20 protein-coding genes are annotated in these 22,949 nt (G+C 63.6%); 2 read left to right on the top strand and 18 right to left on the bottom strand.

Annotated elements, in window-relative coordinates; genetic code table 11:
• Positions 1-124 precede the first annotated feature (124 nt).
• The 13 genes from A8V01_RS04705 to A8V01_RS04640 all read right to left on the bottom strand — a co-directional run bounded on the left by A8V01_RS04705 (position 125) and on the right by A8V01_RS04640 (position 12,539).
• Entirely contained in the window at positions 125-2,374 is a 2,250-nt protein-coding gene (locus A8V01_RS04705; protein WP_103094778.1) for an AAA family ATPase, read from the bottom strand.
• A gap of 445 nt (positions 2,375-2,819) precedes the next feature.
• Positions 2,820-4,202: a hypothetical protein gene (locus tag A8V01_RS04700; protein WP_211294955.1), complete on the bottom strand. Its 1,383-nt coding sequence runs from the start codon at positions 4,200-4,202 to the stop codon at positions 2,820-2,822.
• A gap of 191 nt (positions 4,203-4,393) precedes the next feature.
• Positions 4,394-4,795 carry a type II toxin-antitoxin system VapC family toxin gene (locus A8V01_RS04695; RefSeq protein ID WP_048938827.1) on the bottom strand — a complete coding sequence of 134 codons (402 nt, stop codon included), beginning with the start codon at positions 4,793-4,795 and terminating at the stop codon, positions 4,394-4,396.
• A gap of 3 nt (positions 4,796-4,798) precedes the next feature.
• Positions 4,799-5,032: an antitoxin gene (locus A8V01_RS04690; RefSeq protein ID WP_010338822.1), complete on the bottom strand. Its 234-nt coding sequence runs from the start codon at positions 5,030-5,032 to the stop codon at positions 4,799-4,801.
• Between the two features lie 35 nt (positions 5,033-5,067).
• Positions 5,068-5,883, bottom strand: a complete 816-nt coding sequence (locus A8V01_RS04685; protein WP_103094777.1) for a PRTRC system ThiF family protein — start codon at positions 5,881-5,883, stop codon at positions 5,068-5,070.
• Positions 5,873-6,532: a PRTRC system protein A gene (locus A8V01_RS04680; protein WP_103094776.1), complete on the bottom strand. Its 660-nt coding sequence runs from the start codon at positions 6,530-6,532 to the stop codon at positions 5,873-5,875. The genes A8V01_RS04685 and A8V01_RS04680 overlap by 11 nt, the downstream gene beginning before the upstream one ends.
• Positions 6,529-7,359 (bottom strand): PRTRC system protein B, encoded by an 831-nt coding sequence (locus A8V01_RS04675; protein WP_103094821.1) that lies wholly within the window; start codon positions 7,357-7,359, stop codon positions 6,529-6,531. The genes A8V01_RS04680 and A8V01_RS04675 overlap by 4 nt, the downstream gene beginning before the upstream one ends.
• Positions 7,308-8,150 (bottom strand): hypothetical protein, encoded by an 843-nt coding sequence (locus A8V01_RS04670; protein ID WP_245892333.1) that lies wholly within the window; start codon positions 8,148-8,150, stop codon positions 7,308-7,310. Before A8V01_RS04670 ends, A8V01_RS04675 begins: the two co-directional genes overlap by 52 nt.
• Positions 8,151-8,570: 420 nt before the next feature.
• Positions 8,571-8,777, bottom strand: a complete 207-nt coding sequence (locus tag A8V01_RS04660) for a PRTRC system protein C (RefSeq protein WP_103094774.1) — start codon at positions 8,775-8,777, stop codon at positions 8,571-8,573.
• Positions 8,778-8,831: 54 nt separating this feature from the next.
• Positions 8,832-9,245: a PRTRC system protein E gene (locus A8V01_RS04655; protein WP_103094773.1), complete on the bottom strand. Its 414-nt coding sequence runs from the start codon at positions 9,243-9,245 to the stop codon at positions 8,832-8,834.
• A gap of 34 nt (positions 9,246-9,279) precedes the next feature.
• A complete protein-coding gene (locus A8V01_RS04650) occupies positions 9,280-11,046 on the bottom strand; it encodes a PRTRC system ParB family protein (RefSeq protein WP_245892332.1) in 1,767 nt (588 codons plus the stop codon).
• Entirely contained in the window at positions 11,043-11,258 is a 216-nt protein-coding gene (locus A8V01_RS04645) for a hypothetical protein (RefSeq protein ID WP_103094772.1), read from the bottom strand. Before A8V01_RS04645 ends, A8V01_RS04650 begins: the two co-directional genes overlap by 4 nt.
• Positions 11,259-11,342: 84 nt before the next feature.
• Positions 11,343-12,539, bottom strand: a complete 1,197-nt coding sequence (locus tag A8V01_RS04640; RefSeq protein WP_103094771.1) for a DUF932 domain-containing protein — start codon at positions 12,537-12,539, stop codon at positions 11,343-11,345.
• Positions 12,540-12,723: 184 nt separating this feature from the next.
• Here A8V01_RS04640 and A8V01_RS04635 point away from each other — a divergent pair, with 184 nt between their 5' ends.
• Positions 12,724-14,499, top strand: a complete 1,776-nt coding sequence (locus A8V01_RS04635) for an ABC transporter ATP-binding protein (protein ID WP_245892331.1) — start codon at positions 12,724-12,726, stop codon at positions 14,497-14,499.
• Here A8V01_RS04635 and A8V01_RS04630 read toward each other — a convergent pair.
• The 4 genes from A8V01_RS04630 to A8V01_RS04615 all read right to left on the bottom strand — a co-directional run bounded on the left by A8V01_RS04630 (position 14,481) and on the right by A8V01_RS04615 (position 17,219).
• Complete coding sequence (locus A8V01_RS04630; protein WP_245892330.1) at positions 14,481-15,266, bottom strand: N-6 DNA methylase; 786 nt, start codon at positions 15,264-15,266, stop codon at positions 14,481-14,483. The genes A8V01_RS04635 and A8V01_RS04630 overlap by 19 nt on opposite strands.
• 63 nt (positions 15,267-15,329) lie before the next feature.
• Positions 15,330-16,028 carry a hypothetical protein gene (locus A8V01_RS04625; RefSeq protein WP_103094768.1) on the bottom strand — a complete coding sequence of 233 codons (699 nt, stop codon included), beginning with the start codon at positions 16,026-16,028 and terminating at the stop codon, positions 15,330-15,332.
• 98 nt (positions 16,029-16,126) lie between these two features.
• Positions 16,127-16,741, bottom strand: a complete 615-nt coding sequence (locus tag A8V01_RS04620; RefSeq protein ID WP_103094767.1) for a hypothetical protein — start codon at positions 16,739-16,741, stop codon at positions 16,127-16,129.
• Entirely contained in the window at positions 16,734-17,219 is a 486-nt protein-coding gene (locus tag A8V01_RS04615; RefSeq protein ID WP_103094766.1) for a hypothetical protein, read from the bottom strand. Before A8V01_RS04615 ends, A8V01_RS04620 begins: the two co-directional genes overlap by 8 nt.
• A gap of 189 nt (positions 17,220-17,408) precedes the next feature.
• Here A8V01_RS04615 and A8V01_RS04610 point away from each other — a divergent pair, with 189 nt between their 5' ends.
• Positions 17,409-18,584, top strand: coding sequence for a Ros/MucR family transcriptional regulator (locus A8V01_RS04610; protein WP_103094765.1), 1,176 nt, complete (start codon positions 17,409-17,411; stop codon positions 18,582-18,584).
• A gap of 95 nt (positions 18,585-18,679) precedes the next feature.
• Here A8V01_RS04610 and A8V01_RS04605 read toward each other — a convergent pair whose 3' ends face one another.
• Positions 18,680-22,942 carry a strawberry notch family protein gene (locus A8V01_RS04605; RefSeq protein ID WP_245892329.1) on the bottom strand — a complete coding sequence of 1,421 codons (4,263 nt, stop codon included), beginning with the start codon at positions 22,940-22,942 and terminating at the stop codon, positions 18,680-18,682.
• Positions 22,943-22,949: the final 7 nt, after the last annotated feature.

The following is a 22,949-nucleotide window of genomic DNA, read 5'->3' as shown; positions in this document are numbered from 1 at the left end:
GAACGTCGGGCAGCATTTGCCAGATTTGTTGTCCGAACGGCTGCTGTTATGCGCCCATTTTGGTCATTCACTATGGCTTGACACATCGCTGAAACCAGCCGTTCGTTCATGCCGCAGTTTGGTCTTAACCCGGCATCGGAGATGTAATCTCGATAGGAGCCGCATTGGCTATAGGCATAGCTTCAGTGCCCATCATCATGTGATAGTGCTGGGAGTGCCCAGTCTCCTCAAAGATACGTCTGAAGACCTCGAGATAGGCGTCCACCGTGGCGGCATCGCTGGAGATATAGAGATCGTCATGCGAGCTGTGCGAGCCATCGTTCACCCATGAAAAGAGCGAGGCGCAAATTACCTTCTCGCGACCTTCAAATTTCTCAATGATCTTGTCCTTGTCCATGTTTCCAAGTATTTTGAAATAGTTTTCCAGAATGCGGCGCAGCGTGTTTTGGATGGTGAGGTTGGACCGGTTCTCGTTCCGCACTTCGGACCAGAGTAATTCGTAGGAAGTTCTGATCGGGTTGTGATCGAAGGCTTCTAGCGTCGAGACATCGTCGATCTTCTTCACGATCCAGAACGTCTCGTGCGCGCGGAGTTCCCTTTTTCGGTCTGGGTCGAATGACACCTCTTTGTGAAAATAGATATTGTGGGTGAGCACAAACACCTGCCGAATCAAGCCGTTCTGCGCGTGGCTCAACTCGAACACGCGTTTGATAAGGCTAGACACGATGAACAGGATATCGCTGTCGAGGCTCGAAATCGGATCGTCGAACACAATAACCCGGTCGCTCGTCATGCCGGACTCAGAAACGCTGCCTCGGATGAGGTGGTAGAAATAGAGGAAGGTGACGAACGTCTTCTCGCCCTCGCTCAGAGTCCGGGCAGCATTGCTGCCATCAAGGCGGACGATCTCATACAAATTGCCCTGATCGCCCGCCGTTGCGAGCTTGAAACCCCGAAAGCCGAACGAGGCGAGAAGTGCGTTGATCTCGGTCACGGTTGGTTGAACGCTCGTGATGCCCTTCTCAAGGTCACGCAGCGTCTGCTGCGCCGTGGTGAGATTGCCCCGCTTCGCCGTCAAGCTTGCCTCGATGCCGTTGATTGCAGCATCCACCGCCGTCTTGCTGGCATGGTAGGCATCAAGGATGCCTTTGGCGTCTTCCACCAGGCACTTCCAAATTTCGGCCGTAAGGTTCGTCCTCTGGTTGCTGATATCATCGAGAGCCCCGTTGTGTTCGACCACGGCCGCGTTCGCAGCTATGAGGAAATCTCGGACTTCCGCGAACAGCTCGGTGTTGTCCTCGAGCGTTACGACGGCGCTCGGCTCCTTATGCTTGCGCGCGATGTACTGTCCGTTGAGCGCTAGCCGTGCGGTCACGCGCTCGATCAGTCCGGTCAACTGGTCCACGTCGATATAGCGAGAGCCATTCTGAGAGATGCCAGCGAGGGCTTGAAGGTAAGCTGTACCCGCCGCCTCATATCCGGCAACGAGACGCGCGATATCCGCGATGTCGCGATTATAGGCTTCGTCGAAGTAATCGCCGATGCGCTTGGCAAGATCGGCTTCGACATCTTGCTGGCAGAACGGGCATTGCGGCGTGCTCTGCGCGAAGTAGTCGATGCCCTGCTTCACCCAATCACTGTTACCAAGTCGATCAATCAGACCGCCAATATCAACATCGCCCCGCCCCACGACCTTCTTTGCGAGGATCGGCAACGCTTCCAGCCGCGCCAGCTCGTTACTGTCGGGCAACCGGATCACGCTCTCGCGCGCAAGACCCTTTTCAAAGATCACGGCCGCACGCTTTTTCAAGTCATCAAGCGGATGAACCGCAGCCTGGTTGGAAGCCCACTCGTTTAAGATTTTATCGCAGAAGTTTGCCTTGGAGGAGCGTACTCCTGCGAAGGCGGACTGAAAATCCGCATCATGGCGGTTCTTGAGTTTCCAGCATTCATTCTCGATATTCTCGCGCAGGGCAGCACGTTCATTTAGCTTGCCGGGAGCATCGTCCTTTCCGTTCAACACGAGATTGCGAGCGTTGATATCGCGCTCGATGTCCGCAACGTCCTTCCGTGCCTGCTCGATCTGGTCCAACACCGCAGCGTCGTGCTCGCCTAACGTGAAGATGCCGGGGAGGCTGGACCGGAAATTCCGCTCCACGAAATCGGCGTTGTAAACTAAGCACTCAAGAGGCCGCTGGTTGGCCCAGCGGATCGCGCAGGCTGGGTGATCGGCCGGAGCGGCGATTACGCGCGAGATGCTGGTTTTGCCCGAACCGTTTGCGCCATAGATGAAATTGATCTTCCGGAGCCCGGTAACATTCTGGCCTTCCGCGCTGTAGCTAGCACATCCCGCGATTCTCAGTTCTTCAATCAACGCTGCCCCCTCTCTGCCACGTCAATGCTTTGCTTTGGTGATAGCCACAGGACTACTTTCACTATCAATTGATGGGCAAGGTTAAATAACGTCACATGAGCAATGACCGCTTCACCTGTCTTCTGCTTCGATTCCTGCCATTCCCCTACCGGCCAGAGCTGGGCTTTCGCAGCCAAGGAGTGGCATCAACCGGAATCGTCGGAAAACTCGGTTGCGGTAACAGCTCGTATATCAGACTGCGATTGTCGGGAGGATACCAAGGCTTCGCCAAACGTACCCGGCATAAGCGGCGATACCGTTTCCAGTTCTGGTGTGCTTTCGCGCGGGCATCCTTCTGAAGGTTACCGGGCAGGAGCGCGACAAGCACGCGGCGGGAAGTGTGGGGATGGCGTTGCGGATTTCGGCGCGGCTCAATCTCGGGAAGTCCGCTTGCGCCCCGCTCGGTTCAACGGCCATCGTCAATCGATCCCGGCAGAGGATTGCCGCTCGCGCGTCCTTGCCCGGCATGACGGGCAAGCTGGTCATCTCGTTCATGGGGTACTCCCGGATTGCCTGGTCGTGCTGTGCGGGCAGCCATGTCGCGATGATGCGGGATGGCAGATGCAAACCGGCGCAGCATCGCCGCCATGCGCCTGCGCATATGGGCCTTGTTGGTAATGATCGCTTCGGGGCTTAGTGGTTCGCCCTGCGGCGTCATGAAGCCGGTGGCGGGTTCGCCATCGCGCAGTTCGATAACGATGCGGTGTCCGCGTGGCTGGGCTTTATCGGCATAGCGGGCGACGAATTCGCCGAGGCGACCGGACAGACCCTGCGCGAGCCTGGTCCAGCAGATATGGCCGCCGGCGAGCACCTCGCCCTCGCGTAGTCCGCGCTCGAGCCAAGCGCGCAATTGCGCGCGCTGCTGGATCGCCGAATTACGCGTGCGCTCCATGGTCCGGCAGAGCGGAAGCATGCCGGCATGTCGGTCTATCCAGGCGAGATCCGCGCCGTCGGCGACGATAAGCAGGTCATCCGGTTCGATCCCGGCAAACATGGCGCGTAACTGATCGGCTGGATCCCCGATCTGGTGAAGGTCCGCACTGGGCCATTTCCGAAAGCCCCGACCGGCGTCGGCTATGATGATATGCGCCATTTCACGCCCGGGCTGTGCCTGAAGAATGGTCATCAAGCCCGCTGCGACATTCGATGCAGTGGCGGCACCGATGATCACGGTGCGCTTCGACCATAATGCGGGACGCGGGGCGTCTGTCGGAGACGACCAACTGCTCGGAGCCGGCCGTGAAACCAAAGCCTTCCCGGGGGCCGGGAATCGGTCCTCCTGTCGCATGGCAGCCGCGTAGGAACGCCTGGCCACATCGAACAGATCTTCGAAACAACCACCGCGATCGCGGAAGCCCTGGGCGTAAGCGGGCGAGGTTTCACCCGGTGGTGCCGAGAAATCGCGAGGCTCCCAGCCCTGCTCTGCCGCGTAACGTCCCTGGGCATAGAGGACTGCAGCGTCCCAGTTATAGCCATGCTCGGCGCGTGCCTGGAGGATGGCCTGATCGAAGTGCCTGATCTGGCCGCTTGCTACGCGCTTCTCGATGCAGGCGAAATTTGCGCGCTGTCGCTCGCGTTCGGCTTCCTCGCGGATCGCGTCGTTGAAGGGGCGGAGCGCGGCGACGCGCGCGCGGCTGCGCGCCATGCGTTCATCCAGCGGCGCATCGGAAGGAAGGTCCGGATAGTCCGTCCATACCGATGCCAGCACCTCGGCATGCTCGGGGCGGCGGCCATGGGCGATCCAGCACTCCCGGTCGGCGGGATCGAAGGTGGCAGGATCGGTCCTCACGCCGCAAGGCCCGGCATCGATGAGGTGACGAAGGCTTCAGCCGGGCGCCACGAGTGGCAGGGCTGCCGACACTGAAAGTACGAGGTGAGCATGGGGCGATCTCCCTGGGATCACCCTTCTGCCCTCTCCCTCCCCTTCTTCATGCTCGCTGACCACGAGAACCAGACCGGGAACGCCGCGCGAACCGGGCGTCAGGTGGTTCGGAGCCAGTTCACCAGTTGCAGGCCATCGACCCGCTCGAATTCGCGGATGTTGTCGGTAACGAGGGTCGCGCCGATTGCAAGCGCATGGGCGGCGATCAGCATGTCGTTAGCGCCAATCGGCGTGCCACGGCGCTCGAGGTCGGCACGCAGACGCCCATAGCAGGCGTCGGCATCGTCCTTGAGCGGCAGCACTGCAATGAGAGACAGCAAATCCTCGATTTTGCTTTTTAGGCGCGGCGATCCGCGCTTTTCTGCGCCATAGCGCAGTTCGCCGGCAACGATGATGCTGGTCGCAACCGCATCCTCGCCGACATCGGCGATAGCGTGGGCGACCATGCCATCGGGCTGCCGGATCAGGTCCGACAGGATATTCGTATCGAGCAGGAACATGGATCAGATGTCGACCGGTTCTGCGGGCAGGTCCTCGATCGGGCCGATCTCTTCATCGAGCGGCTCCCATGTCTTGAGAACGGCAAGGAGGGAGCGTGGCCGCGCGGGTTCGATGATGAGGCGCGAGCCTTCCTTGCGGATAATGGCGTCCTCGCCCGGAAGCTCGAACTCACGGGGAATGCGGACCGCTTGGCTACGGCCGTTCTTGAACAGTTTGACGTGACGTTCGAGGTTCATGGCGACTCCTTGGCATATGACATAGCCTATACAGGCTACGAATGCGAGATGTTTGCGTGTCCAGCTGCTGCCTCAAGTGATGCGCCATTCGCGAAAGGAAGCGGGATCGGAACGGTCTGACCGCTGGCCAGATTGATGAAGGCCCCGGCATGCCCGATCGAGCCGCGCCCGAGAAGATCGAAGAGCAGCGCCAGCGCATGGCTTGCGACGACGCGGTTGACGAACAGCGACTGACGCTCGAGCGCCTCGGCGACCGAACAGGATGGCGCATCGTCTTCAGCCACGCTTTCGTCGGCGAGTTCCGGAAAGACTTCGAGCACGGTGGGAAAACGGGGGCGATCGCTGTGACTGGTGCGCCGCGGGCAGCCGATCAGGTACTGGCCGTCGCCGGCGCGGTTGCCGAGGTCCATCCAGTAGACGGGCGGCTTCCTGCTCGTCTGGAGTGCCGTCCCCAGCGCGCGGCGGGCCACGGCGGTATCGACGCAGCTGATGAGCATGTCGAAGCCGTCGATCCCGATCGCTTCAGGAGCGCGTCCGTGAACCGCCTCCCAGGCAAGGCCATGCGCGAGGTTGATGCGCTCGGTCAGCGTGCGCGCCTTGGAATGGCCGATATCGCAGCGGTAGAAAGGTTGACGCCCAAGGTTCGCCTCGGTGACGATATCGTCGTCGACCACGGTGACGTCGAGCGAACGCGAGGAGATCGCGCGCAGTGCGGTGTCAAGCGCGGCGAGACCCATCAGCATTTGCGCTCCGTTCCCGCCGCATCCGACCAGCAGGATCGTGATCGCACGATCGTCAAAGACGGCAGGAAGATAGTGCCGTCGGACCTGATCAGTGTGTTCAGTCTGCATCGGGAGCTCCTGCAAAGGGACAGCGCGGCAAGGGCAGGAACATGCGGCCCGCACAGAGCCGCGCAGCCATGGTGGGACCATCGGGATGGTCGAGACGTCCGAAGACGATCGCTATCTTGGTGGCATAGGCATCATCGGCGTCGTCGGTGGCGCTGAAGAATGCACGGCCGCGCGCGTGGCTGTGGATGTCACAGACCATGTGCCAGTCAGGCGGCAGCCTGGGCATGCGATAGACCAGTCGTGTCGGCGTCGCTTCATCAATATCGGGGAACTCCACGGCAAATTCACGGCTCGCCTCGTTCCACAGGATGAATGCGGCGGCCTCGTCAGGAATCTTGCTACGCAGATGCCCCAGTACCTCGTCGTAAAAGGCGCGCGGAACGAGGCCACAGCGTAGATCTGCCCGCGGTGCCCCAATGCTGCCATAAGGAAGATAGCCGGCGATGGGCGCCGCGACCGGCACGTCCAGCGCCAGCCACGGGCGACGCAGGATCAGCTTCACACCGTCATGGCCGATGGCGAGACCATGGCCGACGCGAGAAGCGCGCAGCGCCTCGATGACGGGCGACCTGCCGAAGGGCGGCACCGGATAGCAGGGCATGGCGTCAAGCACCGCCGCCGCCGTCGCATCATCGGCGAGCATCGTCATACCCGGCCCCGCGCGATAAGCCGGCCTACCGTCACCGCGCAGGCGGCGGTCCTTCGCGGGCCCATCCCCTGCCCGGCCGTGCCGGTTCCAAAAGGCTTGAGACGGCTGACCGGAAACCGGGTGGCCCCGCGCGCTGCCAGATCGTCCCAGAGCCGCACCAGCCCGCGCTTCCCGCGTATCGTCCGGTCCTGCCCGGGATTGGGATGCGTCGACCAGCTGTCGAACACCGCGCTCTCATAGGCGGGAATGGAGGCGATGCTGAGCACCCTGGGCTTCGGGATATTGCCCCAGCAGAGACGCCCGTCGACGAAGACGTTGAGGATCGGCGAGTGCAGCACCGGCGTGTCGGCGCCTGGGCGTTCATTTGCCGGGAGGGCATAGACGCCAAGCCCATGGCGTGTGGCGATCAGGAGATGGGGCGGATAGGGAACCGGCAGCGTCGTTCGCGTAGCGAGCGCATGGAGATCGGCAGGAGGATCCGACAGCGCGAAATAGGCCGGGCGCACCCCAGCCGGCACCCACCAGGCCAGCATGTCGGGATGAGCGACCAGCACATGCTCGGGGAGAAGCTCGGGCTGGGCGGTACGGCCAAGCGCCTCCGACCACTGCCGCAGATGCGCGCGCGTCAGCGGGGTGCCGGTCGCGATCGTCGGCCGGCCATCGCCATCGTGTTCCACGGCATGGATGCTGGCGAAGGCGGTGGTATCGCCCTGCGGGGCGCCATAGGGTTTGAGATGCCGAGGCGCCTGGTTCGTATAGAGCAGGATGGCCTTCGTCAGGACGAGACCGCCGCCGCTCGCTTCGAAGTGGGTGCTATGGTCGGACATGGGTGGCTCCTGGCCTTGGGTGGATCGAAGCGGATGAGGTTCTGGACCGTGAGGAGGAACTGTGCGCCGAGCCGCAGCGAGGCGAACCAGTCGTCGATGCAGACCGCATCCGGCAGCGGGCAGATACCGGCGATATCCATGAACCCCATCTCCATGCCGCTGCGCATGATATCGTCGAGTTCGCGGGCGAACGGCACGAAGGGGACCAGCGTAAGCGGCGGCAACGAGGCGCATTCCTCGATACCGGGGAGATATGCGCTCGCGACCTCGAAATCGTAGTGCCAGGCGCCGGCTTCCGGCGAGAGCTTGCCGAGCACCTCCTGCGCCGCACGCAATTCAGCCAGCTTGCGACGCAAGGCAGCAGGAAGCCGGCTCGGCGGCGCCGCGTTCGCTGCGATCATCCAGCCCGGGCGGCGCTCGTCCAGTTGCGAAGGGAGCATGTGGCCGTCGAGATCCTCGGCGTCCGCGCCGTGACATTCGATCAGGCTGCGGCGGGCCGCTTCGTCATCGATTTCCCCTTCCCAGTAGTACATGGACATCTCGTCGAGGAGATCCTGGTAGCTGAAGACCGGCAGCACGCGCCCAAGCGTCTGCTCGAGCGCCCGGTAGGCGGCGGCGCGCCAGGCGGTGGGCGCATCGCCGGTTTCGATCCATCCAAGGTCAAGCTTTCCCATGCTGTCGCAGATGATGGCGATCGCGGGCGGCCCATCCGCCTCGCTGCCCAGGACGGCGATGCGCAGATCGACGATATCGATCGGGTCCAGGATTTCACGCACGGCGGCATCGAACACCGCCTCGATGTGGCGGCGGGCTTCGAACCGCGTACAGGCTCTCGCATCCTGTGCCCGGGACGCGGCGCAGCGTCCGATCACCCGGTGATGGGGCGCCAGCGGCGCGTCGAAGATCGCCGGGACATCGGGCGATAGCGCGACGGCCCTGCCCGCAAGATCATCGGCAGGATCACTGGCAAGATCAGCCAAGCGGCGGGAGGCGAAGTCCGGCCGGCGGCTGGAGCGGTTCGCGGGACTCGCCCGCCCCGCCCTGCGGGTCGGCGACGATCCGCGCATGGAGGGCTCGGGCCCGGGGGCTGCAGGCGGGCGGGGTGAAGCCGGCAGTGTCGTCGTCGTCCGTCTCGATCCAGTCCAGGAGGGTTTTGCGCAGCACCGGCGGGATGGTCGCGCCTAGGCGTCGCGGCGCCGTCGGCACCGGGATCAGCCCTTGGTGCCGACGGCGCGGCGATATTCGGTGACATGCGCGCCGCCCACGACCCCGGCGTCGACCGTCTCGGCGTTGAGGATCGCTGGGTAGAGCGTCGCATGATAGGCGCGCAGAGCGGCAGGGTCCTGCGCGAGATGCGGCGGGACGGGCAGGTCGATGCCGTCATAGCGATAGGTTCGGGTGAGATGATCGATCTGCATGATTGTCTCCAGAGGATGGACGGGAGAGATGGAGCGAGGTTTCCGCGCCGTAATTCACCAAAGGCTGGCGGGCTCTTCGGGCTTGGCGTCGGCCGGCGGACTGCCGGAAGCCTGCGCGCTCGCCGGTTTTGGTGTCGGTGTCGGTGTCGCAGCCTTGGCCTTCGCGGCCGCGGCAGCGCGAGCGGCTTGCGTCGCCTGGCGCTGCTCTTCCAGTTGGTCGGCGAGCGCCTTGCGACCGGCGATGAGCTGGCCGAGCGCGCCGTCCTCGCCGCGCGCAAGTTCGGCATCGATCTCGGCGGCGCTCGCGGTGAGCGAGATCGGCCGGAGTTCACCCGTGTCGGGCTTGTGGCCGCCGCCTTCGATCATGCGCGGGATGATGGTGACCGTGACCATGCCCTCGGGGCCGGCGACAAGATCGCAGCCGAGCGAATAGCGGGCGAGCAGCGGGAGCAGGCTGGTTATCAGCATAGGGAGAAATCCTTCTGGAAGAGCGTGGGAGCGTTCAGGCGGCAAGGTCCGTGATCGGAACCTCGCTAGCGGGTGCGACTGGGCACGCAGGTGGCGGACCATATGCGGCGTCGAGCGTCATGGCGCTCGGCAGACGCCCTGCCCACTCGAAGCCGAGTGCGTGGAGCATGCCGGCAATGAGATCGCTCTTCTTCTGGCTGAGCAGTTTTGCGAACGCCTTCTCGCCGATGTGCGCAATCAGCCCGCATTCGCGGGCAATGCACCGCAGTTCCTCCTTCGAGTAGCTTTCGAGGAAGGCCTTATCGACCTGCCAGGCGTCGCGCAGGTCGACGGCGAAGACCCGCGCCAGATCGGTGACATGATCGAAACTGGCCACATCCTTCGCATAGGCCGCGCCGATGGCGGACAGCACTGTCGCGGCCTGCGGCCCCGGCAGCTCCAGGATCGCGGCAATCTGCTGTCTGAAATCGAGATCGGGGAAGGACGCCCCGACCAGCAGCCCGGCACGCCCACGCAATGTCTCCACCTTGATCTGCGGAAGCGTACCAGACATCGCGGCGACCAGGATCGTGGCCTGGGCATGGGCCGGATTAGCGGCGAGCGCGCGGGCGAGCGCGGTGCGCCAGGTCGCCTCGCGCAGTTCCCTGGTCCGGCTGGCGATCGACCGGGCAGTGACGGAAGACTTCGGCGTGTCCGGCTTCCTGGCGCCAGTATCGCTCGCGGCGATCGGCGCTGTCGGTTTCTCGGCATCATTCGCAGAAGACGCGGCCTGCTCATCCTGGAGATGGAGGGAGGGCGCACCGCTAATCTCGCTGTGGTCGTCGTCATCACCATCGGCAGCGTCAGCAGCATCGGCATCGGCTTCGATATCCGGACCTTCGAGAGCGTCGATCTCGTCCTCGGCCCGATCACCACCGGTGTCGTCGTCTGCGGAAACCTTCGCAGTCCGTGCGGCCTTTTCAGCGCATTCCTCCTGTTCGAAGCGGATCATTTCGGCGGTCTGGGTCTTGAGTTCGAAACACCCGGCGTTGGTGCAATGCCCGTCCTCGATATGCGTCTCGAACAGCGCACGCTGCGCTGCGGAGTTGAACGGGCAGGCCAGGCACTCGCTCTTATCGAAGCAGGCATGGGCGAGATCCTGGGTGACCCGCATCAGCAGATCGCGGGTCTTCCCGACGTCGAGACCGGAGGCGAGGATCGTCTCGAGGGCTTTCTCCTGCTTGTCGGCGGGAACGGCGGCGAGCAGTTCGGCATGACCCAGCTTGATCCGACGCTCGTCGAGCGCGTGCTTGACCGGCTCGCAGAGGCCCGCGAGCGCGAGACGGCGATCGAGCTTGGTTTTGGACCACCCGAGCCGGCGAGCGGCTTCGCCGCGATCGTCCTGGCAGGCGGCAAGAACGCGGACCGCCGCATCGGCCTGCTCGGTTTCCGAGGCATCGTCGCGCACGTCGTTCTCGTCGATCGCCGCCTCGAGGGCCTCCTGGTCGGTCATCTCGCGGATGATGACGGGGACTTTGCCCTCGGGCCCGAAGGCTTCGAGCGCCGCGCGGTAGCGACGCCCCCCGGCGACAATGAGATAGCCCTCACCCGTCTCCGTGGCGGGACGAACCAGTATCGGCTGGAGCATGCCGCGCAGGCGCAGCGAGGCAACGAGCTCGTCATGCTTGCGGCTGTCGAAATAGCGGCGCGGATTATATCCGGCGCTGATGCTGGCGAGCGGCAGCGTCGTGGCGGGCGGGGGCGACGCGGCGATCAGCGCGGAGATTCCGGTACCGAGGCGGCGGGTACGAGCGCGGGTCATGAGCCGGGCCGCAGGGTGGCGGTGCGGCTGAGCCCGGGAATGCGCGGGTCGTCATAGACGCTGCTCACCGACATCTGCAGCGCCTGCTGGCGGGCGCTGAACCAGGTCGACGCGGTGACTATGTAGCTCTGGGTGGCATAATGCTCGCCGTCGCTGAAGAAGGCGACGTCCACGGTGAAATCGGAAAGGGAAATATCGGACTGGGCACGCATGGCCTCATCCTTTCATGAGCATAGCCGCCCCGGTCGAAGACCGGAGCGGGCGATGGAGGGAAAATTCGGATCGGGAACTGCGCCTCAGAGCGCCTGTTCGAGCAGCTTTCGGGCCTTGGCTTCGAGTTCGAGGCGGCTGTCCTGATGCGGCCTCGTGCGCGCAACGGCGGTGATGCCCTGCACGAAATCATAGACGCTCGTGGGCGGGTGCCCTTCCTCGGCGAGGACCGTCTGGATGATCTTCGTCGTCTCGGTTTTCGAGAAGCCGCGCCGCCGCAGGAACGCGTCGCGGTCCTCGTCCTTGCGCGCGACGATACGTTCGCGCGCGGCGTTGATGCCGGTGATGAAGTGCTGCGGGGAGGAGTTCGCGAAGTGCTCGAGCGCCGGGGCGGCCTGGTGTGCGAAGCGGGCGCTGGCGAATTTCGAGTGGCGAATGTTCACTTCCTCGAAATTTTCCACGCCCCACAGGCACCTGTTCGCGCATACGCCGCGTAGATAGAATGTCGCGATGCCGAGGGTTTTGGAGCCGACCTCGGAATTCCAGGCATAAAATCCGCGAAAATAGAGGTCGGGATCGCCGTTCGGCAGTTTACCGGCCTCGATCGGATGGGTGTCGTCGACGAGAAACACGAAGACATCCCTGTCCGAAGCGTAGAGCGTGGTCGTCTCCTTCGTTATATCGACATAAGGGTTATAGCGCATGCTTCCCCAATCGATCGTTCCAGGAACTTTCCACCGTGTATCGCCAACGCCATCCCCGGCGAATGCCATGATGGCCTGTATCAGTTCCCAGTCATACACCCTGCCATACTGACTTCCGGTCGCGGCCCGCAGTTCTGTTCGGCCATCGTCAGTCTGCAATATTTTGACCTGTTCGCCTCTGTGGGTGACAAGTCCGTGTTGTAGATTGATACCGGCAAGCGCCGCGGGCAGCTGGCGCAGGTAGGAGGCCGGGGCGCCGACGAGGCTCGCGACCTGGCCGAAGGACCAGTTGGTGGGTGTGAGTGGACGCTCGTCGCCCGGTGCGATCAGCGTGAGCCGTTCGGGATCATCGCTTCTCGCCTCGACGCGGATCGCGCGGCTTTCGACGGTCCGGGTGGTCGAGCGATCGGCGCGGGCTCGCACGCTGTCGTAGAGGCTGGAGAGCGAGAGGAATTTCTCGTCGTCGGGCCGGGAGAACCATTCCGAGGACACGCGGCCACTGCGGCCGCCGCGCGAGACGTCGATGCGATAGGGAGCGGACACGGGGGACGTGTCGGTCATGCGGGCCATGCTCGCCATGGGGAACCATCTCCTTGAGCTTGAGGGTAACGGGACGATCCACGTCTCCCGTCACCTTCCCGCACCCCCTTCCCCCTTTCCGGGTCATGGGATCGCGCATTCCAAAGCGGCTGATTTGGCGCTAGGATAGCGGCCGCGTTCCAAATCCTCCTTCTGGCTCATTGATCGCCAGGAGGTCTGTGCAGTGACGACATTTGGTATATTGGCGCGGCTGACGCAGCTGATGCTGTCGGAGCCGCTGGGTGCAAGGCGAAGCCTGGTCGAGGCCTTCGCCCTCGAGATACTGGTGATCGCGATGGGCGTTGCCGGACCCTACGCCCTCAAACTCCTGATCGACATGCTGGCAGGTCCCTCGGAATCGCGCCTGTATCTGTTCGTCACCGTGATGCTGTTCGTGGGATGCTGGGCAGGCGCATCGATCCTCGAGACCGCGAGGCTGTCGTGCACCGCGAAAATGGTCGATGCGCTGGCGCGGCATTACACCATCCGCGCGCTCGCTGCGGCCCTGCCCGAGATCACCGCGGCGCGCGACAGCCGCAGCGGCCGCGTTCCCGGCATGCTGGAGCGCCTGCCCTATAGCCTGACGCTGGTCGTCGAGGGGCTGATCTGGCGGCTCGGGCCGGTGATCCTCCAGGCCCTGGCCAGTCTCGTGGTGATCGCGGGCCTGATCCGGCCGCGTTATGTCCTGATCCTGGCGCTGACGCTGGTGGGATTTCTCGTCGCGACCTGGCTCGGCGCCAGGCGTCACCGCGTTCACGCCGAGGCGACGAATGCGGCGGCATCGCATGTCTCGCGCACGATCGGCGATATCGTGCGCAATGCCCGCCGCGTGGTGCTGAACGGCGCGCTCGACCGCGAGCTGCTGCATACCGGCGCTGCCCTCGGCGCGAAACGGCACGCGGCGGCCGGCATGTACCGTTCGCTCACGCTCATGGCCGCGCTGCAATTCTGCGTGGTCGGGCTTGGTCTCGTGGCGCTGCTGCTGCTCGCCGCTCTCGATGTCGGCCAGGGGCGTATGAGTGCGGGCGATTTCGTCCTGCTCCAGACGTACGCCTTCCGGCTGACCGTGCCGCTCAGTTCGCTTGGCTACATCCTCGCGCAGGCGGGGGTGGCGATCGCCAATATTCGCGATGTCCTGACGTTTTCGACAGTCGATGCAATGGAGACCGCCTCAAAGCCCCATCCCACAGATCGGGCCGATCTCTCAGTTGAGAACGTCAGCTTCCGCTACGGCGAGGGCATGCCCGGCGTGGCCGGGATATCTGTGCATGTGCCGGCTGGTTCTTTCGTCGCGATCGTTGGTCCCAACGGTTCGGGCAAATCCACGCTCGCCCAGCTTCTCGCAGGCGTACTTGAACACTCTTCCGGCAGGATCGCGGTGGGCGGGATAGATATCGCGACGATCCCCTGGGCGGATCGGCATCGCCATATCCTCTATGCGCCGCAGTTCATCGGCCTGTTCAACCGGTCGCTGCGCGAGAACATCCTCTATCCCCCGGCGAACCAGGCGATCGGCGATGTCGAGGAATTGCTGCACCTTTGGCGGTTTCATGAACCTGGCAGACCGATCGACTTTGAGATGGAGCTCGGTGAACAGGGCGAGCGTCTTTCGGGAGGCCAGGTCCAGAAGCTGGAGCTCGCGCGGCTGGCGGGCGTGGACGTGCCGGTGCTGATCCTCGATGAAAGCACCTCCGCTCTCGATCCGCGCAGTGAAGCGAACGCGATCGCGAAATTGCGGGGCAGAGCCGGCGAGGCAACCACGCTCATCATGATCACGCATCGGTTGGCGACGGCGCAGGCGGCAGACCAGGTCCTGTTCATGGAGGGCGGACGATTGGTAGGCTCGGGGAAACATCGGGAGCTTATGGATCGTCACCGGTCATATCGGCAATTGTGGTTGGAGGAACGCTCGGCGAAGTTGCCTGATGGTCAATGGCCGGATCAGAAGAGGCTGAGTTGACGTGGTAGCGGCGCTGGTTTGTTGCAGTCGGGCGCAGGTTCGGTCTTCTTGAACGAACCGGCTGATTTGGCAGCCACAACAGGAGAGATCGTTTCGATGGGGGTCTTGTCCTGCGGCGCTGAGGCAAGCCGGGCCTTCCAACCGCCGAGGATATGGGCCGGTGTGAACCACTGTTCGCGGATATCACCGGAAAGGGCATTGCCGACGATCAGTCGCGCGGGAACATGCAGCAGCGACAATTGCGCATAGGCCATATGGACCGCGCGGGGATCGATATCGATCGCGGTCACATGGAGGTGGCGCTGATAATTGATGCCTTGCGATCGCAGGGCGTCGGCAAGCGCGATGACCATGCTGCCGGACCCGCATGCCGGCTCCATGGCGGTAAGATGTCCGCGAGTTTCTATAGTTTCCCGAAGGGTGGCGGTATCGCCGATCAGCATGTCCGCCATCGCCCTGCTGAGCGAATAGGGCGTAAAGAACTGGCCCTTCGCCTTGTTGTGCAATTCGAGATCATGGAACAGCGCGCCGAGCACGTCGCTCATTCCCGCTTCCAGCGTCAGGGCAAGTTCGGCCATGACCTGTGGGAAGCTTTCGACGACGTCGGCGCCGTAGCGCCCGATAATGTCGAGGTAACGGGCTTCGCGCCGCGCACGCGCGCGCAGGTCGACGCTGTTGGCGATCGCGATCGCTATCGCCTCCATGCAGTGCCCGAACACCGTGTAGATATCATGGCGCGGCTGACAGCGCTCGAGGAGCTTCCGCATGGCCTTGAGATGCGGGGCATGGGCTGCGGACGCGTCCGCAGCGAGGGGTGAGGCGGCCATCGCTCAGGCCGCTGCTCGCCACTCGTACAGCAGATGGGCATCCGGGTCGTAATCCGAGCCGATGGAAATGCGCACCAGCTTGCCGTCGCAGGCGAAGGCAGCGGCGCGTGGGAAATCGAGATGGCTCCTGCCTTCGAGGATGAGATCGCCCGATCGTACCTTGGTGATCGTGCGCGTCGTTCCCAGCGATCGATGGCCCGCCGGCGCATCGATGAGTTTCAGGCTGTCGCCCGGCTTCACCCTCTTCTTGAATACGGTAAGCGACACCAGCGCTTCGACCGGATTCCTGGGACCGCGCCTCTTCGCGAGCGCCGCCCAGTAGGCCCGCCCGATCCGCGCTTCGCAGAAGAAGGAGCAACTGTGAAATCCCTGGAGCGCATTGGCGCACGTGAAACCGAACCGCTCCATCTGGTCGCGCACTTCAACGATGAACGCGTTCTGCCTATCGCGGTCGGTAAGGTCGGCAGGCGTATCGAGGACTTCTGCGGTGACCTTCCGGCCGCCCGCAAATTTACTCGTGCTGATCGCGAAGCGCGTGAGGATGAACTGATCAGCGAGATGCCGTCCCATCCGTGACGCAAGGCACGGCAGATCCTCGCCCGAGCGGTACAGATCGCCCTGGTACTGGAAATTGCCGCGTTCGTCGTAATCGGTCTGGCTATAGAGGCGCGTAGGCGCACCCGGCGCGGTGACGTCGGTCATGGGTCTGTCCTTGTTTTGCGGAAGAATGGCGCGACGGGACGCGGCGGCGTCCTCGCTGCCGATCGCTTCACGTCGTGCGGATGACGAGGCGATCGGGTTTAAGGTGCCGCACCGGCCGAACTTTGCCGTGCGGCGATCCAGTCGAGATAGCCGAGACGGGTCTCGTCATTGGCGACATCGGTTTTCCAGTCGGACACGGGATGGTGCGGGTGATCGCTCCAGGGATCGGCAGCGGGCTGCAGCGCTTTCGAAAGTCCCTCGGCAGTCTCGCTGAATTCGATCCGATCGGCAAAGATGGCGCACCATCCGCCGCCGCTATCCTCGGGCCGGGCGCGCGAAGACCCATAGCTCCACGTAAAGCCGATCGGCGCTTCGCCCAGCGTCTGCGGGCAGCAGCGCTGGATCAGCGCGGCGATGGCGTCGGGTTGAAAATCGCTGTCACCATAGATCGACACCATGCAAGGATCTGCTCCGGTGACCCGGAGCTCGGCGCCGAACTGGGGAAACCGCGGATCATCGAAGATCGCCAGCAGGCCATTGAAAGGGTTGCCCAGTTCGACCGGCGGGAAAGCCGCGAGGAACTCGGCGCTCGGATCGCCCGGCGCCAGTTCGTTGTCGAGGTCAGCGGCATGCTGCCACGCCTCTTCGATCAGTGCGGCTTCCTGCGCGGTGGAGGTGAATGCGACCGAGCCCTGAACATAGTGATCAGCCATGGGGGATCTCGGGGATGACCACATCGGTGGGTTCGTCGTCCACGATCAGCAGGGGAGGCGGATTCCTGCGCGCGCGCTGGTAGTCCGCTTCGATTGTTTCGATGCTTCCCAGTTCCCGGATGCGCTCGATGGAGAAGACCTGCTCGTCTTCCTCAGTGGTCAGGAACTTCTGTGGTTCGCCGCTACCGGTGTAAACGATGCGAACCGACGGGAAGCTACCGGGAGAAGCGCCAGACCAGCGTACATAGTGGAGACGATGCAGCCGACATATGCGTTCTATTTCTTCGAAACAGCCGTTGGCGACATCATGATCCATGAGCGCGAGCGGCTTGCCAACCGGGATATCGCCGGGATCGAACGGCGTACCGTCCCAATCGACCGCAGGATTATCGTCTTTGATCGCCTCGATCAGTTGGGGATATCGGGATCGGGCTAGTCTGCCGCCGATCAGGATGTGCGCGGATAAGCAGTTCGCCATGTTGCACCTCATGGAAAAGCGAGACCTCCAACTGATCTCCGCTCTGCTTCTCTCCCTCCCCTTCCATGGCTCACGGGCTTGTTTCACTGACGACTTGCATGAGACGTGGGAACAGGCTTAGCTTTCCGGCAATTCTTTTTCGGCAAGAGACAACTTCCCTATTGCCTTCCCTTAGCCTGGAGTTTTTGCGTGGCCGATACCGAGCAGCCCGATCTCACTGCAATGACGGTGCAGTTACTGAGCGCCTATTTCTCGAACAACCAGGTGCCGGCCGGCGACATCGCCGGGATCATCGAAGCGACACGCGGCGCCCTCGAAGGAAAGGGCGAAGCCGAAACGCCCGCGCCGGTGGAGCATGTTCCCGCCGTATCGGTGCGCAAGAGCCTGGGTTCTCGCGAACACATCATCAGCATGATCGACGGCAAGCCGTACAAGACACTGAAGCGGCATCTGGCGACCAACGGGCTGACCCCGGCCGAATATCGCGAGCGCTACAAGCTTCCCCGGGACTATCCGATGGTGGCTCCCGCCTATTCCGAGCATCGCCGCGCTGTCGCTGCAAAGCTGGGCCTCGGAAGAAAGGCGAGCGAAATGGCACAGACGGAAGCGCCCGTCACCGAACAGGCCGTACAGGAAGCCACTCCGACGCCCGCCCCGGTGAAGGAAGAGAAGCCGAAGCGCACGAATAGAAAAACCAATGCGGCGACGCCGGTCGCTGAGGTCCCCGCCACCGCCGTGGAGCAAACACCGGAATCCGCACCGACTCCGGCGCCGCTGAAGGCACAGAAGCCGAAACGCACGAGCAGAAAAGCCAATACAGTGACGCCCGCCGATGAGGTTGCCGCGATTGCCTTGGAGCAAACGCCGGAATCCACATCGGCTCCGGCGCCGGAAAAGCCCAAGCGCCCGCGCGCAAAGGCGGCTGACGCCAAGCCCGCGACCGAGGCTCCCGTGATCGCCGTCGAGACGTCGGAGGCCGCACCCATGGCATTGGCTTCAAAGGCTGTCTCGGTTGCGGCCGCACCTGCGCCAGCACCCACACCCGCACCCAGAAAGGCGAAGGGCGCAGCCACAAAGTCTGTCGCAAAGAAACCGGCGGCGAAGAAGGCATCCCCGAAGACATCCAGCGATGCGAAGAAGCCCGCCGCTGCCAAGGAAGCTGCTGCCCCGCCGACCGCTCCTGAGACAAGCACTCCTGAAGCGACAAAACCGGAAACGGCGGCGCCTGCTCTCAGGAAGAAGAAGCTCGGGATCGTCACCGGACCCAAGTCCGCCGCATCGCCGAAGCCGAAAGCTTCTGGCAAGCGTTCGAATGCCGCGAAGAAAGACGCAGCCAAGGATGAGACACCGGCATCTGCGGAATAAATGATGAGGGTGAAGTGCGATGCTGTCGCGCTTCACCCTCTTCCTGCAATTTGCCAGGGAACCTGCGCCGCATAACGGGTAGCGCATGCTGAGAATCAATTCCGATCCTCGATGATCCTCGTCAATATGGCCCGCGCGCGATCGGGCGGCAGGAACAACCTGGTCCTGAAACTCAAGACCTCCGAGAATGCCCCACAGGACTTGAGCCAGGTGCGATCCTCCGGCCGGTAATCGCGGATTTCGAGGCGGGGACTATCGTTGACCTGGACCCGAACCAGCCTGGCTGGGCCCAGGCCCGGAATCGCTACGCCGCCGGCCATGCGCGCGCCGGCAATGATCTCGTCAGGCCCTAGAATCACGCCACCGGCAAGCCCGAATGCCTGTTCGAGCCGCTCGAGGGCGCCGGGATGGATGATACGCCCGAGAATGGACATGCCGGTGCCGTCGTCGATCCGCCATACGCACACGTCATCGGCGGGTAGCCTCTTCCACACGGGCAGGAGCAGGCCCGTCGCGAGCGTGATCGTTTCGACCACAAGCTTTTCCCCAGCATCGCGGGCTTCCGCGTCCCAGAGCGCCTGGAAGCTATCACGCTCGATCTCCTCCCAGTGGCTGCCGGCAAGTGCCGCGACGTCCATTCGCGCCCGGCCACCAGGGCGTATGAGATAACAGCGTTCGATCCATTGGCCCTCGTCGTCCTGCCCCGGCCATGTCGGCACATAGAGCGCCACCCGACCCGAGCGCGTGTTGTGCAGCCACCGCACGTCGTCCGAACCGCGCAACTCGTACTGCAACGCGGCCCAACTGGTGACCGGCGGTCTTCGATGAAGTTCGAGCCGTAACAGCCTCGTTTCCGCGCCGGTCACCGGGTCGGCGCGCAGGAGCTGGTCGGACAGAACATGCACACGTTCGGCGCGGATCGTCTCGATCCCCAGATCAAGCGTCCCGGCGGCCCGCGCCGCCTCGACGCGATCCTCGACCAGTCCCAGGAATTCTTCGAAGATGCGGTTCTGCGTGGCGATGCGCAAGGCCAGGATGCGATTGAGCCAGCGGTGGATCGGCGGCAGGCGCTCCTTCAGTTCCCCGCCCTCGTCGCACAGTTCCAATCCGGTGATCTCCTGGAAATCGGCGAGCGTCACACTGCGCAGCTTGCCCTCATAAAGAAGATGGAACCACTGGACGAGCGCATCGCGCGCGAACTCGGATTCCAGACTGTCGGATGGATCGAAAAGATTCTGCGATCCGGCCTGACGCTGGCCCCGGGTCAGCGCGCCGAGCGCTTCGAGGCCCCGGATAATCGTGCTGAGGAACCGGCGCTCGCCGCGGCAATCGGTCGTGAGCGGGCGATAGACCGGCGGCGTCACCTGATTGGTGCGGTGGCTGCGACCGAAGCCCTGTACTGCCGAAAGGATGCGAAATCCCAGTTCGAGGAGAAAATGTGTCCGGCGGCAATGCGCGGTCGGGCAGTTCCGGTCCGAATGCATGGACCGGCCGGTGCTGCCTGCGAGAGAGAAGGCGGCGATCTGTTTGCTGCCATTCTGAAAGGCCTGCACCTCGAGGACATTGGCGCGGGCGCCGCGCCTCTCGATTTTCTGACGGCCCGTACTGTCGGTGACGATGCGCCGGGAACGGCCGGTGATCTCGGCGACCCGCTCCGTACCAAAATGTGCGATCAGCGCGTCGAGCGCGGTCGGAATGGCAGGCAAAGCGCACAGGTCCTCGATCAGTTCGTCGCGGGCGGCGATCGCCTGCCTGCATAGTACGGGATTACCTTGAGCGTCACTCATCGGTTCCGAGCGAACCGTGCCGTCATCGGCGCGAAAGACCCGCATCTGGCGCACCGGGAAGGCATTTTTCAGATAATCGACGAGGGTCTCCTTGGGAGAGACCTGGACATCCATCATCGCCCGTTCCTCCGGCGAGAGTTCGGACAATCGCCGGTCCATGATGGCTTCGCCGGTGCTCGCCAGCTGTACCAGCACGGCATTACCCGCCGCCAGTTCCTGCTCGATGGCCACGATCAGCGTGGGAATCTTCAGGCTCACGAGCAGGCTGGAGAAGAATCGCAACTTGGCCCCCTCGAAGGAACTGAGCGCTGACCCGCGCGCCTGGCTGTTCTGGGTCTTGCCGGATATCCTATCGACCACGCCGATCTCGGCGAGCACGTCTCGCAGGCCGCGATGGATGATCCCCCAACTGTCCGCGTAGGCATCGTAAACCGAGATCTGGTCCGGCGTGAGCGCATGTTCCAGGGGTTCATACTCGACGCCGGCGAAGCTCAAGGCGCGGGCAATGTAGAGACCCATCGCCTTGAGATCGCGGCACACGACTTCGAGCGCCGCGATGCCGCCCTCTTCCATGGCCTTCATGAACATGTCGCGCGTGGCGAAGGCCGTACCGGCTCCCCAGAGCCCGAGGCGAACGGCATAGGCGAGGCTTTCGGGCCGGGCCGCGCCGGTCGCCGACATATAGAGGATGCGGGCACGCGGCAGCGCATTTTGCAGGCGGACGCCGGCGAGCCCCTGTTCCGAGCCGTGCGCCTTCCCGAAGTCCGTCTCGGTGCCGGCGGCATGGGCCATGGCGTGGGATTCGTCGAAGACGATCACTCCGGAGAAATCCTTACCGGTCCAGTCCAGCAGCTGCTGCAGGCGCGATGCCGTATCATGGCGGCTCGAGCGCAGCGCAGCGTAGGTCAGGAAGACGATGCCACTTTCCATCGTGATCGGCGTGCCCAGCGCAAAGTTCGCGACCGGCTGAATATCGATGGCCAGCCCGCCAAGCGCTGTCCAGTCGCGGCGCGCGTCCTCAATGAGATCGGCCAGCGAAATCCAGATCGCGCGGCGATTGCCGCGGTTCCACTGATCGAGAATGATGCCTGCGGCCTCGCGCCCTTTCCCCACACCGGTTCCATCGGCAACGAAGAAGCCGGTCCGGTAGGCGCTGCCCTCCTCGTCCTCGAGCAGGCGATCAACGGCCAGATTGGCCGAGAAGCGCCCGGGAAGATCGCGTTCGTGCGCTTCGCCTGCATGGATGATGGTCTCAAGCTGCGCGTCGGAGAGCGCCTTGAAGGCACGCTTCTGGAGACGGGGGTGGTAGCGAGGCGCCGGAAGCGAGACGGATGCCATCGCGATGGATTCGACGAGTTCGTCCGGATGCGCGCAGGCGTCGTCGATCACAAGCCGAGCGGGTTGCCACAGGGAATAGATGCCGATCGCCTGTCCCGGTGCGAGCGGCGTCTCGCGTACGCTGTACGATACCGGTTCGGGCGGTTCGCGGGCGGGAATGCGGACTGGCGGCGCTATTTTTCGTGACGGCCGCGTTATCAGGGGAGCAGTCAGCGGTGGCTTGGGTTCCGGGGCGGGACAGGGCCTGGCCGTCGGTGCGGGCGCCGGGGGTGGATCGAAAGGATCAAGCCGGGAGGGAAAAGCCAGCACGATATCGAGAGCAGCTTCGATCGTGTCCGCGACATGACGCCGGGCTTCTCCTGTCCATCCCTTGTCGTAAACGAGGAGGCGCACATCGATACTGGTCCCATGCTTGGCATAGGGGGTTCCGCGGATGGTGATCTCGGCGCGCGGCGGCGCCATCTCGGCAACGGCAGTGTAGCCGAGCGAGGCGGTGCCATCCGCCGCGAAGTTCGGCGGCATGATCGCCACGCAGCGGCCGCCGGGAGCGAGGCGGGCCAGCGCGGCCCGCAGATGGCGAGCGCCGGCGTGGCGATCGACACCTCGTCCGGCACTGCGACTGAAGGGTGGATTGATCAGCACCAGCGTCGGCCTTGGAGCGCCCACGAGCAGATCGCCGATATGTTCACCGTCATGGCGAGTAACGGTTCGATCGAAGATCCGGCCGAGCAGGTCGGCCCGTTTCGGATCTAATTCATTGAGTTGCAGGCACGCACCCGCTCGCCATGCATGGACCGCGAGCATCCCCGTGCCCGCCGACGGCTCGAGCACGAGGTCATCCTGCCGGATCTGCCCGGCAAGGCCTACGAGCCAGGCGAGGCTCAGCGGCGTGCTGAACTGCTGAAATTCGATCTGTCGCTCGGAACGATAGGTCTGGGTCGGGAGCGCATGTTCGAATCTCCGCAGTGCCGTGAATATCTGCCGTGGCGATCCCTGCAGGAGCGGGCAGTCGGCGTCCTGGAGCAGCATCACCTGCGCGGCTTCGAGTGCATCGTAGGCATCGCGCATGGTCCAGGCGCCATCGGCGTCGTCGGCCCCCAACGCCTCCAGCATGAAGCGCTTGAGGGCCTGCCGTGTAATCTGCGCGCCGCGGCGCATGTGCTGGGCGATCGAGATGGCGACGCAATGCAAGGATGCTGGTGCATCCATGGTGGCGAAGGCGAGTTGGGACATATACTTG

This window comes from Novosphingobium guangzhouense (genome assembly GCF_002896965.1).
In the GTDB taxonomy this organism is placed as follows: Bacteria; Pseudomonadota; Alphaproteobacteria; order Sphingomonadales; family Sphingomonadaceae; genus Novosphingobium; species Novosphingobium guangzhouense.
Note: the sequence above shows the minus strand (reverse complement) of the source record. Positions and strands in the feature narration are given on the sequence as shown.

Coding starts and splice junctions, on each gene's coding strand:
- A8V01_RS04675 (WP_103094821.1), bottom strand. CDS start 7,359: ATGTCCGACCATAGCACCCACTTCGAAGCGAGCGGCGGCGGTCTCGTC.
- A8V01_RS04605 (WP_245892329.1), bottom strand. CDS start 22,942: ATGTCCCAACTCGCCTTCGCCACCATGGATGCACCAGCATCCTTGCAT.
- A8V01_RS04650 (WP_245892332.1), bottom strand. CDS start 11,046: ATGACCCGCGCTCGTACCCGCCGCCTCGGTACCGGAATCTCCGCGCTG.
- A8V01_RS04685 (WP_103094777.1), bottom strand. CDS start 5,883: ATGCAGACTGAACACACTGATCAGGTCCGACGGCACTATCTTCCTGCC.
- A8V01_RS04660 (WP_103094774.1), bottom strand. CDS start 8,777: ATGCAGATCGATCATCTCACCCGAACCTATCGCTATGACGGCATCGAC.
- A8V01_RS04615 (WP_103094766.1), bottom strand. CDS start 17,219: ATGGCGAACTGCTTATCCGCGCACATCCTGATCGGCGGCAGACTAGCC.
- A8V01_RS04690 (WP_010338822.1), bottom strand. CDS start 5,032: ATGAACCTCGAACGTCACGTCAAACTGTTCAAGAACGGCCGTAGCCAA.
- A8V01_RS04625 (WP_103094768.1), bottom strand. CDS start 16,028: ATGACCGACGTCACCGCGCCGGGTGCGCCTACGCGCCTCTATAGCCAG.
- A8V01_RS04655 (WP_103094773.1), bottom strand. CDS start 9,245: ATGCTGATAACCAGCCTGCTCCCGCTGCTCGCCCGCTATTCGCTCGGC.
- A8V01_RS04630 (WP_245892330.1), bottom strand. CDS start 15,266: ATGCGGAAGCTCCTCGAGCGCTGTCAGCCGCGCCATGATATCTACACG.
- A8V01_RS04695 (WP_048938827.1), bottom strand. CDS start 4,795: ATGTTCCTGCTCGATACGAATATCCTGTCGGACCTGATCCGGCAGCCC.
- A8V01_RS04640 (WP_103094771.1), bottom strand. CDS start 12,539: ATGGCGAGCATGGCCCGCATGACCGACACGTCCCCCGTGTCCGCTCCC.
- A8V01_RS04680 (WP_103094776.1), bottom strand. CDS start 6,532: ATGACGATGCTCGCCGATGATGCGACGGCGGCGGCGGTGCTTGACGCC.
- A8V01_RS04645 (WP_103094772.1), bottom strand. CDS start 11,258: ATGCGTGCCCAGTCCGATATTTCCCTTTCCGATTTCACCGTGGACGTC.
- A8V01_RS04620 (WP_103094767.1), bottom strand. CDS start 16,741: ATGGCTGATCACTATGTTCAGGGCTCGGTCGCATTCACCTCCACCGCG.